The following is a 17269-nucleotide window of genomic DNA, read 5'->3' as shown; positions in this document are numbered from 1 at the left end:
TTTTAATTAGACTGAAACCAAATTACTGACTTTAGTCAATCCTGTTTGTCAAAAAAATGAGAATGACTCATCTTTAATTTAAATTATTTTGACCCCATGGCAGACAAGGCCCTCATAGAAAAGGCTAAGAAAATCTTCGAAAATTTTCTAACCAAGCAAGGAAGTAGGAAAACGCCCGAGAGATTTTCAGTAATAGATGAATTGTACTCTCTTCCAGAAGACGAGCATATGGACGTGGAAGGGCTTTTTTTGAGTATGAGAAACAAAGGCTATACCATCAGCCGAGCCACTATTTATAATACGCTGGATCTATTGGTGGAAAGTGGACTCGCTGTAAAGCATCAGTTCAAAGACAAAGTAGCACTCTACGAACAGGCACTTACTTACAAGCATCATGATCATCATGTATGTAATCAATGCCGTAAAATCCGGGAATTTTCAGATCCTAAAATCAATGAGATCAAAGAGGAAATAGGCAAAACTTTTAAATCAGCTATCAGAACGCATTCTCTTGTTCTTTACGGGGATTGTGAGATTGAAAACTGTGAAAACTTTCCGGTGATCTAAGCAAAAATCTTTTTGTAGATGGGTTTGCGGTACAAAAACTGTAAATAAATCGCTGGATATAAAAGCACAGTAGCCAGACCAAAAGGTGCTGAAAACTCGATTTCATCCCGGATAATCGAATTATTACCCTCTTTGATTATTCTGTGCTTATGTCGCCATTTCTTCAGGAAAAAAGGAAGTTGTGTCCCAATATCCACAAAGTAATATTCCGTGGCGGTAGTTTGGCTCTCTGAGATTTCGCTCGTCCATTGTTGCTTGAAAAGTAAAAAGTCCAATTCCAGTGACACCAGATCCCCAACCTTAGATCCATCGAATCTCGCCAGTTTCACAGGTGGAAATGGCGGACTTAGTTTCGAGAAAAGGGTCTCGTCAAAGCCGTTTTTCACAGACAGGTAGTCTTGGTTGACTTGAGTGGATAGGTTTATTTTCATGATTTGTTAGAAGCTAAGGACGAATAAAAGAAAGAGAATCAACCAAATTCCATCCATAAAATGCCAATAAAAAGTAAACAGGCGGACACGCATTTTCTCGAAGGGATTGGTGTGAATTATTAACTTTTTTATTTCATCGGTTCTGCTTTTTTCAAGTTGAAAATAAAGAATCAAGCCAAAAATCATGGCTCCTAATAGGTGGAAAATATGGATGCCACTGAGCACATATAGAAAACTTCCACTGGGGATTCCTGTAAATTCTATGCCTTTTTCTTTCAACTCAAACCAACCGATTACTTGCAGGATCGTAAAGGCGGATCCTAATAATACCGTATTTCTAAGGGTGCTGAGTAACTTTTCAGTGTTTTCTTCCTGATAAGCGATTCGTATAGATGTAGCCGAAAACCCACTCAATACCAATAAAAAAGTAGAAACAACAAAGGCTACCGGCACTGTTTGGTTCATTCCAGAGAGGAGATTTCGGGAAGAGACCAAAAATGCAAAAGTCAGAAACAGAAATATAAGTCCGCTACCAAACATTCCCAAGTAGAGCATGGTCTCATAGGGATGAAGTCTTTCAATCCGCTGAAATAGGGTGAGTTGTTGCTTGGACGTTCTCATTATTCTGAAAACAGTCAACTGAGGCGAAGGTTCAGAAAAATATCAAACAACTTGACTTTTATTGTTTGGGAATTACCCTTGCATCTGTTCGTTTCCCACAAATGGATAATTGATGTTGGGGGAGAAACGAAAAGAGGCGGTTTTGAGCTACTGATTTTATTTTTTTTTAGGTCGGGCCTGTGAGGACACAGACCACGGGTGTGGCATCTTTAAATACACGAACATCGGCGGCGAGGCTCGGCATTAGTCATTTTCGAAGCTTGGCTTTAATCGGATAAAGGCCAGCTGATTCTCTTTTTTCAAATAGGAATAGATAGAGCCGTTGTGAATAAATGTTTTTTCTTCGAAGTATTTGCCAATAATCGGAATGTAATTTTGAAGCTTTTGCTCATGGATTTGCTCTAGAGTCTCATCAAAAACTGTCAACACGTAGATATACTTAGGTCTCTGTGGATTGCTCTTGTCCAGTTCTCGGCTGTAGCGATAGAAGCGCTGGGCATTTTGATCCTTGAGTAACGGCCCAAAGGTTACCTCATCATTCTTGCGGTTTACCCAATACATAAAGAGGCGTTGATTGGTAATGTCTTGTCTGTAGTTACCAGATTTCTTATCCGAAGTGATTTGGCTGTGGTATGTTTTATTGGTGACCGTGCCGCTTTCTGCATCATAATACCATAATTCAATGCTGGCAGAGGTGGACAAAATGATATCCGGTCCATTCAGAAGCAAGTATTTCAATTCGGGCGAACTATTTCTCTTACCGATATCATAATCTACTGTGATGGTATATTGCTTCAATTGATCCCAAAAGTCAATTGGAATAAGCTTTAAAGACCTATCCACAAGACTGACTTTAGCTATCCCCAGTACGTTCCCCCCAATTTTGAAATTACCATAGAAGCTTGCTAAATAGGAGCCGTCCGTAGCGATTTCTCCTAGTCCATCGATCTCAGTGTCAAAAGGCAAGCGATCTCCCGATAGTTCTCTGTTGATGAGTTCGTAGCTGTCTATCTTCTTACCCTCCGAATTGAGCTTGTGGATTACTTTGTATTCTTTAAAAAATGTATTGCCAAATAAGGTTTTCTTGAGGCCAAAGGGGAAATATTGCTTGACACTGTTGGGTCCATTGATCTTATAGTTGATTATACTGTCGAGTTTCAAAGTCTCCATGTTGATAACTTCTACTCTGGCGCTTTCTGGAGTTAGGTTATATAGTACACCTTCTCTCGCCGAATAATCCGACATGCTAAGATCCATTTCCAGATAAATCTGCTCCTCTCCTGCGTCTATGAAAACGGTATCGAGGACATAATTAAACCCACAGGAGAAACATTGGCTACAGGAAGCTGTACTTCTACAGGTTTTTCCTCGCAGGAGGCAAGCATGATTAACAGTAGCAGAACAGAGATTTGCTTCATTCCTTAAAAATTAAAGTCAAAAATCCAGAAAGCCAATTTATTGGTACGTTTCATTTATTCTTACTTCTCCATAAAAGTTGGTTTCAGTCTGATAAAAGCCATTTCGTCTTCGATATTGAGAAAACTATAGAGCATACCGTCCTTAAAGAATGGTTTTCTGAAATTATAAAACTCTTCAAGTTCTTGCTCTTTGAGCATCTTAAAATCAGCATCAAAAAAGGTGACTACCTGCTTGAAAACAACAGAATCCGCAATCATGCGGTCTTTGTCTATACTCAGTCTCCAGAAACTATTTTGCTCAGGTAATTTCAAAAATTCTTCAAAAGAAACTTGTTCGTTTTTTGCTTTCTCAGCATCCGCCCATTCTTTATTTGAGTGTACCTCATTAGGGTAATTTGCTTTTTTTTCGTTGGCTGTAAGGCTTGCGCTAAAACTGAAGTGATCAAGGCTGTCCATGTTGACATCATAAGTATACACTTCGTTGTACGCCGAAGATGAAATAATCAGATTATGATCAATGAAACTCAAGTATGAATATTCGCCAATACTAATACCCGGGGCATTGCCTTCTTGATGCATGATTTCAAATTGCTTTAGCTCTTGGAATAAGTCCATTGAAACATATTTATTCAAGCCCGAAGCTAAATCAATCACAACAATTCCTTGTGCTGGAGTTTTGTAATCAAAGTTGACTAAAGTGCTCGCGAGTAATTTGCCGTCATCGGAAAGTACGCTGGTCCAGCCAATTTTCTCTTCCTCTTTTTGATCATTATTTTGAATTTTGATTTGATCAAATTCAATGGTATTGACCAGTTTCCCTTGCTCAGAGACGAGGTGGATTTTAAACTGACCAAACAAAGCGATGTTACCATTTTCCAATACCTGAATTTTCCCATAATAAGGGAGCCCAATTCCATCAGGACCTTCTTTTTCCAATTGGACTGTCTTCTCTAATTTGAGGTCGTCCAAGTTTACAATCTCAAGCAGGAGCGATTGAGGATTAAGATTATACAGGTATTTCCGGTCTGGGGAGACATCAGATAAACTCAATTCCCAATTGAGGAAAAAGAAATGCTCCCCGGCATCCACTATGACTGTGTCTACTGTGTAGCTGAAATCAAAGTCCTCATCTGCCGTGTGTTCAGATTTTTTCTCCGAAGAGCAGCTGGCGACTAAGATTGCGAGAATTAAACAGTTGAATTTATTCATAGTTAATGTTTGGTGTTAAGACTTCAAAAGCCATTTCGTCATTGCTATTGATGAAGCGGTAGATTTTACCGTCCCGGATGAATTTGAATCCATGATAATCTCCTAGGCCTGCTTCTTCATGGATCAGATTAAAGTCTGTATCGAAAATGGAAAGAATACCTTTTTGATCGTGAAAACTGATCCTGTAATACAATTGACGTTCGAAGTCAACCATGAATTTTCCAAAATCAGGCTCTTTGGCCCGAGCTCTTGCGGACTCTTCATATCCCTCCATGGTGGCTACTTTTCTTTCAAATTTCCCCGGCTTTTGGTCAGGCAAAAGATCAGTTTGGAAGTCGTAGGTTAGCAGGCTGTCCTTTTCAATATCGTAAACAGATACACTATTGATTGAATTCTGAGAAATGATAATTTTAGAATCGTTTAGCAAAAGGCTGAAATTGTCCCCTTTAGTCATTGGCATCATACCATCTATTTCCGCTGTTATGGTAAATTCCTCCAGCGCAGCTAGTTTGGGAACTTCGATTAATTTCAATTCGAATGTATTCAAATCTATAATTGCCAACCCATCTGCCATGCTGGATCCTCCCCTGCCTTTACCGGAATAGGTGCCATAGAATTTAGAGCCGTCAGATGAAATGATTCCATCAAAACTAATCAGCTCACCCGTTCCCAACTGCTCCTGGATACGCTCATCGCCATCCCAATTCAAGGATCTTTTCAGAACCCCATTAGCATCTATATGTCTCAGACCTGTGAAAGAGGAAAAGAACAATTCACCTGAATCGGTTATATTGATCATGTCTACCCCGAAGGTTCCTATACCTGTGGGGCCTTCTTTCTCAAACTTGATAGTATCGATCAACTCTCTTGTATCCAAGTCTATAATATCTATTCGGTATTTAGGATGGTTGAATGTGTAGAGCTTGTCTTCATTGGTGAGGGTGGAACCTGCCAATCCTCTGTTCAAAAACAAAAATTCCCCCTTAGAGTCGATGTAAACTGTGTCCAGCTCATAAGAAAACTGGAAGTTCTTGTTTTCCCCATCAGCTTTTTTTTCTGAAGAGCAGCTTGCAGAAGCAAGGAGTATCAGTAAAAGTATAACCCTATTCATCTTTAAAATTTGGTTTGAGCCTCACAAAGGCCAGTTCGTCTTCTAAATTTAAAAACATATATAGATCTCCTTTTCTGAAAAAACTAAGGGAAGGAAGTCCTTCAAAAGGCAATGCATCTCCCTCATCTAATTCAGTTTCAGCTATCTGGTTCAGGTCACTGTCCAGTACAGTTATAAAAAAAGAAAAGATAGGGTCGGCAACGCTTCCCCCATTTCTCTCCCGACTGATTCTCCAGAAGTATCCTCGCTCATCATCATGACTCCAAGGACCAAAAGTCACTTCCTGCTTCTTCAGGGTATGAAATTCATCAAACTGCTCCAATGAATTTGCCTTTTTAGGATACAGCCCCGGCTTTTCATCAGGCAAAAATTCACTGGCAAGTTTAATTTCACGATACTCTCCAGATTCCAAGTTTAGACTTAAGAGTCGATTATGTGCTGAATTGGAATGTAGAATTTCAGTTTCTGTAAGTGTTATAAAACTCCGTTCTCCAGCCCTCGCGCCAGCCCGCTCGCCGTCTGGTGAAGATAATTCGTACTTCTCGAGCGATTGAAATACGTCCAACTTGATTAAGCGCTTGCTTAGCTGCTCCAGGTCTAAGATAGCTAAGCCTTGAAGTCCTTCACCATCCAAAAGATAATCACCATAGTGACTGACGAAGTATTTCCCTGAGCGGTTGATTTTACCCATGCCGTCAATTTCCATTTTGTCTGGAAGGGTATCGCCCGAAAAACTTGCGTTGCTGAGCCGGAACTGACCCACTTTTTCACCCGCCGCATTGAGATGAATAATAGATCTATAATCTGTAAACCACTTCTCTCCAGAATCAGTAATTTTGGTACCAGAAGTGAACATTTCTTTGACGGAATTTGGGCCGTCTTGATCGTACTGGATGATTTCTAGTAGCTCCCCCTTTTTCATATCGATCACTTCCATCCGGCTGGTTTGTGGATTAAGGTTGTATAAAAGGTCAGTTTTGGGATCGTAATCGGATATGTAAAGTCCCATATTCAGGAATAGAAACTCGTCCTTGGCATCGATGTATACCGTGTCGATTTGATAGCTGAAAGAGATTGATTCTACCTGCGTATTTTCAGCACCGTCTTTAGTGCCGCAGCTGGCTAAAACTGCCAGAATAATCGGGGCAAGTAGTCTAAGTTTATTCATAGGTAGGTTTGATTCTGACAAAACCAAGCTCATCTTCTAGATTAATGTAGGAGTAGAGCATGCCGTCTTTGAAGAATGTGAGTGAACCCTTTTCAGAATAGTCCACCTTTTCTTCGTGAAGTTGCGTGAGATCTTTGTCAAAAATTGTAAGCACAACATCGTAGGTGGCTGAATCGCCAATCATGCGATCGAGTGAAGTACTAAATCTCCAGAATTTCTCATTTTGATCATCGTAATGAAACTTGAGGAAATGAATCTCTTTTACTTTTTCCATTGCGAGATCCATTAGCTCTTTATCAGAACCAGCAGTTTTCTGAAAATTACCTTGCTTGGCATCGTCGGTAAGTTCAGAGTGGAATGATTTTTTTTCTACGCTGCCATCAGAAATGCTTACTTGATAGATTTCATTATATGCTGTAGTTGAAATAAGAATTTTGTCCTCAAATGGGAGGTAAAAAACTGTCTCTGAGACAGACGTTTTAGAATCCTCATTAGGTCTAAATACAATTTCAAATTGTTCGATTTTTTCAAAAATATCCAGTGGCACTTTTTTTAGTTCCTTGGAATTGAGATTCACTATGGCGAGACCATTTTTGTGGCTATTATCCTGCTTTCCATAGTTGCTAAAGTAGAATTTTCCATCTTCTGACATAAATCCCTCAGGGTATATCTTTTCAACCTCTGACAATGATTCTCCTTTCAATGAGTCTGAAGAAAACCAATACCTACTTTTCTTATCCTTCGCTGCATTGAGTTTAATCATGTGAGACCAATTATTCAGGAAGAGTTCGCCGGAGTCAGAGACATGAACCATAGGTATATATGAATTCGCAGCGTTAACTCCTGTTGGTCCTTCATTCTCCAGCTTTATCACTTCTTTGAGTCTTAACTCATTTAGGTCAATAACTTCCAATTCGGGAACGGTTGGGTTGAAATTATAGAGTGTTTTCTTATCTGAGCTGAGGGAAGATGAACGTAAAAACTTAGCCAAATAAATAAAATGATCAGCTCCGGGATCTACCTGCACGGTGTCTATTTCTATCGTCAAGTCCAGATTGGAAGATTTGGTGGATTCGGAGCTGTCTTTTTCACCGCAGGATGCAAGAATAATTAGAGATAAAAATGGTAAGAGTTTTTTCATAGTTTATTAAAAATCAAAAGTGAATACAGCAAATCCCAATTCGTCTTCGACATTTACGTAGGAGTAAAGCTTGCCGTCTTTGAAAAAGCCAAATGGGGTTTTGGATAATCCTTCCAATCGAGTCTCACCGATTAGTTCCAAATCTTTGGAATAAGCCATAAAGAATATTTCATAATCCTTTGCCCAGCCTTCTTGATCAAACCCAATAGCTCTACTTGCAAACCTGAAATAGCGCTGAGACTTTTCATCCCAGATGAAGCTCCAGTAGCTGATTTTTTTGTTTAGCTTTTTTATTTCTTCCTCAAACTCGGCTCTGCTCCCCACCCTGTTTTTTACCTCTCCTGTTTTTTCTAAGGGCACAAGCTCATGTGGAAATTCCCTATAAAAAAGGCTGTCTAGACTTGGATTGTAGATGTAGGTGCCATTTCCCACAGTACAGGATATAAGCACAAGCTCATCAAACTGTTGTAGGTGTAGAAATTCACCTTTTTGCTCGCTATCGCTTCTAACCAAGTATTTATTAGCCCATTTAAACTCTTTGAGCTCTTCCATCTTTTTCCTGTTTTCCAGTGAGTCTATTACAGCAAAATAATGGTCTCTTGTTTCAAAATTCATCGGCAAAGAATACAAGTTGAGACGCTTTGAGTCCAGAATTACTCTATTTCCAAGGGAGAAAGGCTCGACAGGAAATCCTTCTACCAATTTGTCTTGATCAAGATTCCAAGTCTTGATTTTCAGGCCTTGGTCAGAAATAATAGAAGGTCGATGTAAGGTTGGGAAAAAGAAGCCACCATCAGAAAGTGCATAAAAACTAAAGGTATGACCGGGACTGTTTGGGCCATCTTTCTCTAGAGAAAAGGAACCTATTAAACTCAGTTGATCCAAATCGATTTTCTGGATTTTAAGGTTTTTGTAGAAGTAGAAAAAGCGGCCGTCTGGCGATGAAGAGGTATTAAAACCGAAGGAAAAATCTAAAATTTCATCTCCAGTATCCACCATCACTGTATCGACCGAATAGGTCATGTTTTCCAGAATATTCTTGGGCTCCTCTACGACAGAAACTTCCTCAGATTTAGGCTTTTCATCACAGGCTAAAAATAGAGCAAGAACTGAAATCGTAAGAAGCTTTTTCATTTGCTTAAAAATCAAAAGTGAATACTGCGAAGCCGAGCTCGTCTTCGACATTGACGTAGGACCAGAGCTTGCCGTCTTTGAAGAAGGGGGATTGGGGAGAATTTGAAATGCTTGGTAATAGTACCTCTCCGATCAAATTGAATTCTCGATCATAGGCATACATATAAACCTGGCTTGAATTTATTTGGAATGGACCCTCCAATTGGGTTGGTTTTATCCCAATGCGGATATAGATGGAGCGGGTTTTATCCCACATAGGTGAACCAAATTTTATCCCCATAGCATACCGACTTAACTCTTCCCGATACTCTTCATTTGTTTCTATAATATTTTTCAACTTGATAACATTTGCTATTGGAGTGAGTTGATGAGCAAACGAATGATAGGCAAGGGAATCAGTTTTCAAATCATAGCGATAAAATGCACTGCTGGAAGGTGACAAAACTAAAATATGATCGTTGAGTTCCTTCAGATACATGTATTCATCAAATGAATATCGGGTGGATGTGCCAATCTTCAAGTCAAGAATCCAATCCATATCCTTAATGGGAAAATTTTGAACTTCATAAGTCTGCAAATCAATCCTTGCTAAAGTTCGGGGTTCATAATACCGAAGCCCTGGAAGTGAAAAGAGGCTTTTTTGATCTTTGGAAAGGATAACACTATTGTCCAGCTCCTCCAACTCCGAAGTAATGGGAAGTGAAGAGATAGAGTAATCTTTCAGCCTAACTCCCTCTTCATCAAAAATCCCCATTTTCCGATAAGAGTTAATCAGGAATTTTCCTTCCCCAAGTGTTTGTGTAAATGAAACGACATCAGTAATTCCATTCGGCCCTTCGACTTCAAAGTCGAAGTCCTTTTCCCATTCCAATTTATCCAAATTGATCTGTTGGATCTGGTTGAATTTTGAATTGAATAGAAAAAGATATTTTCCGTCCTCTGAAACCGAAGAAGAGCGTGGGCCCCAACTTAATTCAAAAAGTTTTCCTTTGGAATCGACCATCACCGTATCTATTGAATAAGTTAGGTTTTCGAGGAGATTACTTGGTTCGGTATTTTCTACTTTTTTCCCTTCACAGGAGGCAAGAAAAGCAAGTGTGAGAAATGGTAGTAGTTTTCTCATTATTGCTTAAAAAACAAAAGTGAATACAGCGAATCCTAGCTCGTCTTCTACGTTGACGTAGGAGTAGAGCTTGCCGTCTTTGAAGAAGGGAGATTCCAGTCTGGATTCGATATTATCCAGTCGTGTCTCTCCGAGAAGATTTAAGTCTTTGTCATAGGTGAAAAGGAAAACTTCAGATTCATTTTCCAATTCAGGCGTTTCCTGTGGTATTAAATTGTAGCCTAATCGGAAATATTGTTGTCGCTTCTTATCCCATAAGAACTTGTCAAAGCTTGTTTGATATTTGAATTTGGCGGATTCAGCGTGGAACTCATTTTCATCAGACACCTCATTTTTAATTTCGCCTGATTTTCTTGGTGTAACTAACTGGTGGGGAAATTTAAATAATCTCAAGGAGTCAGTTAGATAATCATACACATAGGTGTCTGAATTTGCACTGCTTGAAATAAAAAGTTTCTTGTTCAAAGTTTTCACAAATATACCCTCACTTCTTCCCATATAAGTCTTTTCTGACCTGAGGTTTACCCTAAATTTGAGCGTTGAAATCATATTCGGAAGTGAAATTGATTTACCGGTCTTTGTTTCTGGATCTATAATAATCAATCTTACATCCGAACTTGTTTTATAAGGATTTGTCAAGGCAAAGAGGTGCTTTTCGTCATGAGAGATATGGGCTTGATAAGTGATCAAGCTTTCTTCATCTATGTCAAGGCCCTCTATTTCCCTAAAATTGAATTTCAGACTTTTCTCCTTTTCTCCATTCATGTTGTAGATTCCGACATTGATGTTAGAGGAAACAAATAGAAACCTGTCATCACTCAAAGGTTGGATAGTGGGAGGATTGAAACCGATAGAATTTGGGCCTTCTTTTGAGAATTGATACGTATCTGTCAATTCTAATTTTTGTAAATCAATCTCGTTAATGGCTGTTTTTTTATAGTCAAAATGGAAATATTTTTGTTCGTCTAAGGAAATGGAAGAAAACCGTGAACCATGGGAAAGGTCTATGATCTCTTCTCCTGGATCCACCACCACCGTATCCACAGAGTAGGTGAGGTTTTCCAGAATGTTTTTCTTTTCTACGGAATCGGATTCTTTGCCGCCACAAGCGGCAAGTAAGGCGATGAGGGATATTGTTAAGAGTTTTTTCATAGTTGCTTAAAAATTAAAGGTGAATACTGCGAAGCCGAGCTCGTCTTCGACATTGACATAAGAGTAAAGTTTGCCGTCTTTGAAGAAATAGCTTCTAGGGAATTCATTATAATCCTTTAAGCGGGATTCTCCTATCAGGTTTAATTGCTCATCATAAACAAGGAGATATACCTCATACGATGTCGGATCGCCTCGATTTTCTCCAAGGAGAGAACGACTCGCTAATCGATAAAACTTGGAGCTAGCTTCATCCCAATTCATTCCCCAATAGGTAATCTGCCCTACAACTTTTCTGTATTCCTCATACCATTCCTGCGAGGAGCTTACATCATTTTTGATTTCACCGGATTTCTCTTTGGGAATCAGTTTGTGTGGAAAATCTATATAGGTCAAACTATCCGTGGAAGTATCATAGAGATAAATCCCACTGCCAACACTACAGGTAATAATGAAATTATCCTTGAATTGGGAAAGATTATAGATCTCCGTAAAAGCAGCTCCACCATCCCCTTCAATCTGAGTGACGCGGAACTTTTGAGATTTTTCCATTTCCACCAAAGGAAGTAGCTGGACAGTTTGAGATTTAGGATTTGTGATCGCAAACTCAAATTTACCAGTGGTAATATCACCAGGTAAGGAGTAGAGCTTTTCAGTCGCTGTGTTCCTTCGCATTTGGTTAAGGATAGCAAAGCCATTTATCGCTTCTGCTCCTTTCAGTTCGTTCGGTTTTAGATTAAAAGAACGAATCTGTTCGCCTTGTAAGTTGAAAATTCCAGGATTCTGAAAAGAAGGAATGAGAATAGATTTATCAGGTTGTAGTTGAAATGAATTGACTCTTCCAGTTCCATTTGGACCATCTTGATCAAAAGGATAATTTTCCTTTAGAGTCATTTCTTCCAAATCAATTTCCTGGAAGAGACTTCGGTCCGAGTCGTGTATAATCAGTGATTTTCCATCTGTTGATCGCTCAAACCACCGCAATCCCCACTTCAGGTTAAACATGTCTTCTCCAGAATCCACCACCACCGTGTCAAGTGAATAAGTCAGATTTTCCAGGATATTTTTCTGTTCTATGGAATCGGATTCTTTGCCGCCACATGATGCAAGTAGGATTAGCAAGGAAATCGTTAACAGCTTTTTCATGATCATTTAAAAATCAAAGGTGAATACTGCGAAGCCGAGCTCGTCTTCTACATTGACATAAGACCAGAGCTTGCCATCTTTGAAGAAGGGAGAGGAAGGAATCAGGTCAATATCCTCTAGAAATTTTTCTCCAATCAACTTCAACTCAGCATCGTAAGCGAAGAGATACACTTCCGCTTTTGCTGGAGATTCTTCGTTTTCTTTTGGGAGTAATTTTCTGCCAAATCTGAAAAATCTTTGGCTATTATCGTCCCATAGCAATTTCTCAAATCCTATCTGACTGGAGGCTTTCTCCATTTCGCTTCTCCACTCATCTTCCGAGGATACTTTGTTTTTGATACTACCTGTTTTGGCTGAGGGAACTAGCTGATGAGGAAAAGTGATGAGTTGCAAGGAGTCTCTTTGGTAGTCATATCTATATATATCCGAGGTAACAGAAGTATTGATAAAAAGGTATCCTTCTATTTCCTGAAGACGCACTTCCTCTATGTAGATAGACATCATTTTGTCACTTTGGAGCAAAATCCTGAATTCTGAAGCTTTGTCCATCGCTGGAATATCAATGATTTTTCCTGAGCGGCTTGCTAGGTCTAGCACAGCTAAGTCTCTGGATCCTTCCATGAAATTTCCGGGAAGGGAAAATAATAACTTACCATCCGCTGAGGAGGTGAGGTTATTATTCATGGGAGATTCACCTTCTAAGTCTATTCCCTCGAAATCAGTAGGCTTGAGCTTGAGATCTTCGGTTTTGACTCCATTTCTATCGTAGATACCTGAAGTTTGAAAGCTTGAAAACAAAAACCTTTCTCTGTCAAGCTTCTGCATAGTTCCCACGTATTGACCTATGCCATTCGGGCCTTCCACTTCGAAGGGCAGAAATTCCTCTAATTTCAATTGGTCTAAATTGACGATGGCAACTTGATGTTCCTTCTGGGTAAAAAGGTATAGTTTACTTTTATTATCTGAAAGGCTTGAAAGTCTCAATCCTCCAGATAAGTCTATGATCTCCTCCCTGGATCCACCACCACCGTATCCACAGAGTAGGTCAGGTTTTCGAGGATATTTTTCTGTTCTGTGGATTCGGATTCTTTCCCACCGCATGATGCAAGTAGGATTAGCAAGGAAATCGTAAGTAGCTTTTTCATGGTTTTTAAAAATTAAATGTGAATACAGCAAAGCCTAGCTCGTCTTCTACGTTGACATAGGAATAGAGCTTGCCGTCTTTGAAAAAGGGAAAGTCCGGCACATAGTTTAATGACACCATTTTTTGCTCTCCAATTAGATTAAGGTTTCTATCGTAAGCAAAGAGAAAAATATCCAAACCTCTACTGGATGCTCCGCCATTGTCTGGCGGCAGAACATTACCAAATCGGAAATATTGTCCTCGAGAATCATCCCATAACAATTCATTAAAATGAATCTGACTGGATACCTTTCCCATTTCGGTCTGAAACTCCTCCATTGAATTAACCTTTTGCTTCACTGCTCCTTCTTTTTTTGCGGCTACCAGTTTATGAGGAAATGATTTCTCTGAAATCGATTCAGTTTGGGGATCAACAATATAAATCCCACTAGTGACGGAATTCCACAAGATTACATTTCCATCAATCTCTGAAAGTCCAATCTCAGGCAAATAAGCTGTGGAACCCTCATTTGAATTGTATATAATAGTGAATTTTGAAATTTGGTTTAATTCTGGCAACGGTATTACTCTTCCAGATAAATCCGGAGTTTTGGCCATCAAAAATCGTCTTTCCCCCTCCCAAAAAGTGCCAGGAATTGCGAATATTTTTTCTCGATTCTGAGTTACCAGAAGATTTTGGGCTGCATTTGGCTCTAATTCGACAGTTAGACTGTCAATTTTCGAAGATTCTAATTTGATTGAAACTTCCTTTTCTCCCTTCAGACTAAAAATGCCATTATTTTGATAAGAAACGATCAGAAGTCGGTCATCACTTAGAGATTGAATGCTTGATACATATTGCCCTGTCCCGTTTGGACCTTCCTTTTCAAATTGAGTAGATTCCTCTAATTGAAGTCTATCCAGATCAATAGTTTGAAGAATTTGATTGGTTCTGTCAAAAATGTAAAGCTTGTTTTTCTGAGAATTTACCGTTCCTAGGTTTAAGCCATTCCTTAAATTGATAAGGTTATCACCACTATCTACTAGCACCGTATCCACGGAGTAAGTGAGATCTTCAAGAATATTGTCCGGATTAGTGTTTTCAGAACTGCCTTTGTCTCCGCAGGAAGCGAGGAGAATGATAGATAGTACAGGAAATAGTTTCTTCATGTTGGTTAAAAATTAAAGGTGTAGACAATAAATGCAGGGTTTTCATCGACTACCCACTCCATATAGAGTTTGTTGTCTCTGGCAAAACCGTAAGTAGGCATGAAGTCCAAACCCTGGACTTCGGTTTCTCCAGTCAGGTTAAAATCTTTATCATAGGTAAATAGATAAGTGTCTGACGAATATGTTTTAGTTACTTCATTCAATTCCCTGTTCATTTCACCCATTCTGAAATAAATCTGATGCTTTTCGTTCCAGAAAAATTGAGAAAAACTGATTTGCTTACGGATCTCATTCATCACCTCTCTACGTCTTTCATTTGAATCAACTTCGGGAGGAAATTCTCCTGTCTTTGCCTTTGGTACCAGCTGATGAGGAAAGGTCACTAGTCGCAAGGAATCGCTGACTTGATCATAGAAATAGATATCTGAGGTAGCACCGCTATCTATGATAAAATGCCCGTTGATTATATAAAGTCTCTGATTTTCACCTGAGGAAATGGCTCCATTTCCTTGTTTGAAAAGCACCCTAAAATTTTTGGTCAATTCTAAGGCTGGAAGCTTGAGGAATTTGCCGCTCATATCCTCCAAATTCAGAATTGCAAGACCTTCTGCTGTTCCCAAATTCTGATTAGGTAAGGTCAATACTGTTTTTTGGTCAGGACTGATTTGTATGGAGTTTCCCAGCTCATAAGGAAATTCAGGATCAAGGCCAGTGTAATCTTCTGGTTTTAGAGAGATAGATTTTACTTTTTCTCCAGTCTTTTTGAATACACCAGCTTGATTAGAATTTGCGAAAAATAGTTCAGTTTCATTGAGATTCTGCATGTAGTTTAAATACATAGGAATCATATTTGGCCCGTCTTTTTCAAATTTGTGGCGATTCACAAGTTTCATCGCATTCAGGTCGATTTCGTGAACTTCAAACTCAGGCTCAAAATAGGTGAAGACATGATCGCTGGACTCACTCAACTCAAATTTGTAATAAGCCCCCGGCATGAAGAGTTCATCTCCGACGTCCACCATTACAGTGTCAACAGAGAAAGAGAAGTTTTCAAGTAGGCTCGTGGTGGTGGAGGATTCTGAGTTGTTCTTGGTTTCGCAGGAAGAAAATGAAATAATAAGTGCTAATGGAAAAAATAGTCGCTTCATTTACAGTAGGGTTAGCTATAAAACTAAAAAAACTGTAAATGAAAACCGACCCCCAAATGTTAATTAATCAAAAATTTAGTGGGATATGGCAATAAAATGGGGTGTGATATTTATGATCTGGAAACCATAAGTATGTGTGATTTAAATTTGCCTTCAGCGTATAGTTTCTTTTTTTAGTAAAGTGAAGCCTTGTAAATAAAAGTTCCGCCCCTTCAGGGCTACTTAACTAACTCATTGCAAGCTACAATGCACTTCGTACAGGGTCATGAATGGTTTGGCTCCTTCGGAGCTGGCTGAGGATTAGTTCTTATGTTTTCAAGATAAACAGATTATGATGTTTCCACAGAAAGATTTGCAACCTCATAATTTCTTGGATGACCCAATTTATTCAAAAAAAATCCGAAGGATTGTGACTTTTCATAACCCTCGGCAAAGCCGGGGGTATTTCGGTAGGACTTGTAAGATAGCCCCAATGGGGCGAAACTAGTGTCTCTCTACTATTCCCCTAATCCACCGATTCCATCAAAGTGCGGAAAGGCATTGCTTTCTCCCCATACCTAGCCTGTGTTTCGTAGCGAAGTGCATTGGCAAAGCGGCTTTCGTATTCAATGAGCTTGCGGGTGTTTTCAGCAAAAAACTGGACAGCATAATTCGTTACACTGTCATCTGGACTATTGAGCAGCCTGAAGAATTTATGTTCTAAGAATAGACCTGTGGCGAAAATATCAGGGATATGAGTGCCTCTCATCCACTGGACAAAATCCTCTTCGATGTCGTTGGTTACAGTAAAAGTGATGTTGTAAAGAATCATATCAGGGGATTTTGGAAGGAATTTCGTTTTTTTGCAAACAGATTTGAGATTCCAAAGTTAGGAATCCAAACCCGAAAAAGTGAATAATCATCCATCAAAGCACCCTAATAAATGCACAAAATAGCCAAGGCACCTCCAGAGGCACAAAATAAAAGCGTGATTATTGCGAAGGTAGTAATAGTGGCGCTCTATGCAGTGGGTGCTATAGGATTGAGTTTGCCAGAATACCGCGAATATTTTCTGATGCTTACTCCAGCGCAGCTGATTGTTACCTTGCTGTTGGTTTTGGGATTTCATCGAGGGTGGGCTGAGGCTTTCCCGATTTTCGCAGCCGTTGCTTTTTGGATTGGTTTTGGAGCAGAACTCATAGGAATTCATACCGGTTATATTTTCGGAGATTATGTCTATGGTCCTACACTTGGCCCTATGCTGTGGCAGGTTCCAATAGTGATTGGGATCAACTGGTTTTTACTAGTTTACCTTACAGGGGCAGTATTCTATAAGGTTACAGACAATGATGTGTTTGCTGCCTTCCTCGGCGCAGGTGCAATGACTGTGGTCGATTATATCATGGAGCCTGTAGCGGTAGCGTTGGATTTTTGGTATTGGAAATCGGATGTTATTCCTACAAGTAACTACCTGACTTGGTTTGTAGTAGCCTTTTTGATTCATTTGATTTATAGAAAAGGCAATTTTGAAAAAGGTAATCCCTTAGCGGCATTGATGCTTACCGCGATGATACTTTTTTTTACAATTCTTAATTTCACATTAGGTGTTTAATTTTTCTATCAAAGTGGCC

17 protein-coding genes are annotated in these 17269 nt (G+C 39.4%); 2 read left to right on the top strand and 15 right to left on the bottom strand.

What is annotated here, in order from left to right; translation table 11 throughout:
• Positions 1-96 precede the first annotated feature (96 nt).
• Positions 97-567 carry a Fur family transcriptional regulator gene (locus AC0L6R_RS23045; protein WP_473273310.1) on the top strand — a complete coding sequence of 157 codons (471 nt, stop codon included), beginning with the start codon at positions 97-99 and terminating at the stop codon, positions 565-567.
• Here AC0L6R_RS23045 and AC0L6R_RS23040 read toward each other — a convergent pair.
• From AC0L6R_RS23040 to AC0L6R_RS22970, 15 genes are all read right to left on the bottom strand, one after another.
• Positions 564-998: an SRPBCC family protein gene (locus AC0L6R_RS23040; protein WP_283412131.1), complete on the bottom strand. Its 435-nt coding sequence runs from the start codon at positions 996-998 to the stop codon at positions 564-566. The two genes, AC0L6R_RS23045 and AC0L6R_RS23040, sit on opposite strands and share 4 nt — an antisense overlap.
• Positions 999-1004: 6 nt before the next feature.
• The gene (locus AC0L6R_RS23035) at positions 1005-1619 is read right to left on the bottom strand and encodes a cytochrome c oxidase subunit 3 (RefSeq protein ID WP_283412132.1); all 615 of its coding nucleotides are present in this window, start codon (positions 1617-1619) and stop codon (positions 1005-1007) included.
• Positions 1620-1862: 243 nt separating this feature from the next.
• Complete coding sequence (locus tag AC0L6R_RS23030) at positions 1863-2993, bottom strand: DUF4221 family protein (RefSeq protein ID WP_473273410.1); 1131 nt, start codon at positions 2991-2993, stop codon at positions 1863-1865.
• 104 nt (positions 2994-3097) lie between these two features.
• The gene (locus tag AC0L6R_RS23025) at positions 3098-4246 is read right to left on the bottom strand and encodes a DUF4221 family protein (RefSeq protein WP_473273309.1); all 1149 of its coding nucleotides are present in this window, start codon (positions 4244-4246) and stop codon (positions 3098-3100) included.
• Positions 4239-5357 (bottom strand): DUF4221 family protein, encoded by a 1119-nt coding sequence (locus AC0L6R_RS23020; RefSeq protein WP_473273308.1) that lies wholly within the window; start codon positions 5355-5357, stop codon positions 4239-4241. Before AC0L6R_RS23020 ends, AC0L6R_RS23025 begins: the two co-directional genes overlap by 8 nt.
• Positions 5350-6525: a DUF4221 family protein gene (locus AC0L6R_RS23015; protein WP_473273307.1), complete on the bottom strand. Its 1176-nt coding sequence runs from the start codon at positions 6523-6525 to the stop codon at positions 5350-5352. The genes AC0L6R_RS23020 and AC0L6R_RS23015 overlap by 8 nt, the downstream gene beginning before the upstream one ends.
• Positions 6518-7666, bottom strand: coding sequence for a DUF4221 family protein (locus tag AC0L6R_RS23010; protein WP_473273306.1), 1149 nt, complete (start codon positions 7664-7666; stop codon positions 6518-6520). Before AC0L6R_RS23010 ends, AC0L6R_RS23015 begins: the two co-directional genes overlap by 8 nt.
• Positions 7667-7672: 6 nt before the next feature.
• The gene (locus tag AC0L6R_RS23005) at positions 7673-8800 is read right to left on the bottom strand and encodes a DUF4221 family protein (protein ID WP_473273305.1); all 1128 of its coding nucleotides are present in this window, start codon (positions 8798-8800) and stop codon (positions 7673-7675) included.
• Between the two features lie 4 nt (positions 8801-8804).
• A complete protein-coding gene (locus AC0L6R_RS23000; RefSeq protein WP_473273304.1) occupies positions 8805-9923 on the bottom strand; it encodes a DUF4221 family protein in 1119 nt (372 codons plus the stop codon).
• 6 nt (positions 9924-9929) lie between these two features.
• Positions 9930-11075 carry a DUF4221 family protein gene (locus AC0L6R_RS22995; protein WP_473273303.1) on the bottom strand — a complete coding sequence of 382 codons (1146 nt, stop codon included), beginning with the start codon at positions 11073-11075 and terminating at the stop codon, positions 9930-9932.
• A 6-nt stretch (positions 11076-11081) separates the two neighbouring features.
• On the bottom strand, positions 11082-12218 hold the full coding sequence (locus AC0L6R_RS22990) for a DUF4221 family protein (protein WP_473273302.1): 1137 nt from the start codon (positions 12216-12218) through the stop codon (positions 11082-11084).
• Positions 12219-12224: 6 nt separating this feature from the next.
• Positions 12225-13319, bottom strand: coding sequence for a DUF4221 family protein (locus tag AC0L6R_RS22985; protein ID WP_473273301.1), 1095 nt, complete (start codon positions 13317-13319; stop codon positions 12225-12227).
• A gap of 49 nt (positions 13320-13368) precedes the next feature.
• Positions 13369-14511, bottom strand: coding sequence for a DUF4221 family protein (locus tag AC0L6R_RS22980; RefSeq protein WP_473273300.1), 1143 nt, complete (start codon positions 14509-14511; stop codon positions 13369-13371).
• A 5-nt stretch (positions 14512-14516) separates the two neighbouring features.
• Positions 14517-15659, bottom strand: a complete 1143-nt coding sequence (locus tag AC0L6R_RS22975) for a DUF4221 family protein (protein ID WP_473273299.1) — start codon at positions 15657-15659, stop codon at positions 14517-14519.
• 505 nt (positions 15660-16164) lie between these two features.
• On the bottom strand, positions 16165-16470 hold the full coding sequence (locus AC0L6R_RS22970; RefSeq protein WP_283412143.1) for a DUF4286 family protein: 306 nt from the start codon (positions 16468-16470) through the stop codon (positions 16165-16167).
• A gap of 111 nt (positions 16471-16581) precedes the next feature.
• On the opposite strand from AC0L6R_RS22970, the gene AC0L6R_RS22965 reads away from it, so the two are divergent.
• Complete coding sequence (locus AC0L6R_RS22965; RefSeq protein ID WP_283412144.1) at positions 16582-17250, top strand: carotenoid biosynthesis protein; 669 nt, start codon at positions 16582-16584, stop codon at positions 17248-17250.
• Positions 17251-17269: the final 19 nt, after the last annotated feature.

It is taken from the genome of Algoriphagus sp. 10J20-15 (assembly GCF_055809615.1).
Note: the sequence above shows the minus strand (reverse complement) of the source record. Positions and strands in the feature narration are given on the sequence as shown.

Bases quoted from the DNA above. Each gene is read 5' to 3' on its own strand.
- AC0L6R_RS22975 (WP_473273299.1), bottom strand. From the start codon at position 15,659: ATGAAGCGACTATTTTTTCCATTAGCACTTATTATTTCATTTTCTTCC.
- AC0L6R_RS23015 (WP_473273307.1), bottom strand. From the start codon at position 6,525: ATGAATAAACTTAGACTACTTGCCCCGATTATTCTGGCAGTTTTAGCC.
- AC0L6R_RS22990 (WP_473273302.1), bottom strand. From the start codon at position 12,218: ATGAAAAAGCTGTTAACGATTTCCTTGCTAATCCTACTTGCATCATGT.
- AC0L6R_RS23010 (WP_473273306.1), bottom strand. From the start codon at position 7,666: ATGAAAAAACTCTTACCATTTTTATCTCTAATTATTCTTGCATCCTGC.
- AC0L6R_RS23045 (WP_473273310.1), top strand. From the start codon at position 97: ATGGCAGACAAGGCCCTCATAGAAAAGGCTAAGAAAATCTTCGAAAAT.
- AC0L6R_RS22995 (WP_473273303.1), bottom strand. From the start codon at position 11,075: ATGAAAAAACTCTTAACAATATCCCTCATCGCCTTACTTGCCGCTTGT.
- AC0L6R_RS23035 (WP_283412132.1), bottom strand. From the start codon at position 1,619: ATGAGAACGTCCAAGCAACAACTCACCCTATTTCAGCGGATTGAAAGA.
- AC0L6R_RS23005 (WP_473273305.1), bottom strand. From the start codon at position 8,800: ATGAAAAAGCTTCTTACGATTTCAGTTCTTGCTCTATTTTTAGCCTGT.
- AC0L6R_RS23040 (WP_283412131.1), bottom strand. From the start codon at position 998: ATGAAAATAAACCTATCCACTCAAGTCAACCAAGACTACCTGTCTGTG.
- AC0L6R_RS23020 (WP_473273308.1), bottom strand. From the start codon at position 5,357: ATGAATAGGGTTATACTTTTACTGATACTCCTTGCTTCTGCAAGCTGC.
- AC0L6R_RS23025 (WP_473273309.1), bottom strand. From the start codon at position 4,246: ATGAATAAATTCAACTGTTTAATTCTCGCAATCTTAGTCGCCAGCTGC.
- AC0L6R_RS22980 (WP_473273300.1), bottom strand. From the start codon at position 14,511: ATGAAGAAACTATTTCCTGTACTATCTATCATTCTCCTCGCTTCCTGC.
- AC0L6R_RS22985 (WP_473273301.1), bottom strand. From the start codon at position 13,319: ATGCGGTGGGAAAGAATCCGAATCCACAGAACAGAAAAATATCCTCGA.
- AC0L6R_RS23000 (WP_473273304.1), bottom strand. From the start codon at position 9,923: ATGAGAAAACTACTACCATTTCTCACACTTGCTTTTCTTGCCTCCTGT.
- AC0L6R_RS22970 (WP_283412143.1), bottom strand. From the start codon at position 16,470: ATGATTCTTTACAACATCACTTTTACTGTAACCAACGACATCGAAGAG.
- AC0L6R_RS22965 (WP_283412144.1), top strand. From the start codon at position 16,582: ATGCACAAAATAGCCAAGGCACCTCCAGAGGCACAAAATAAAAGCGTG.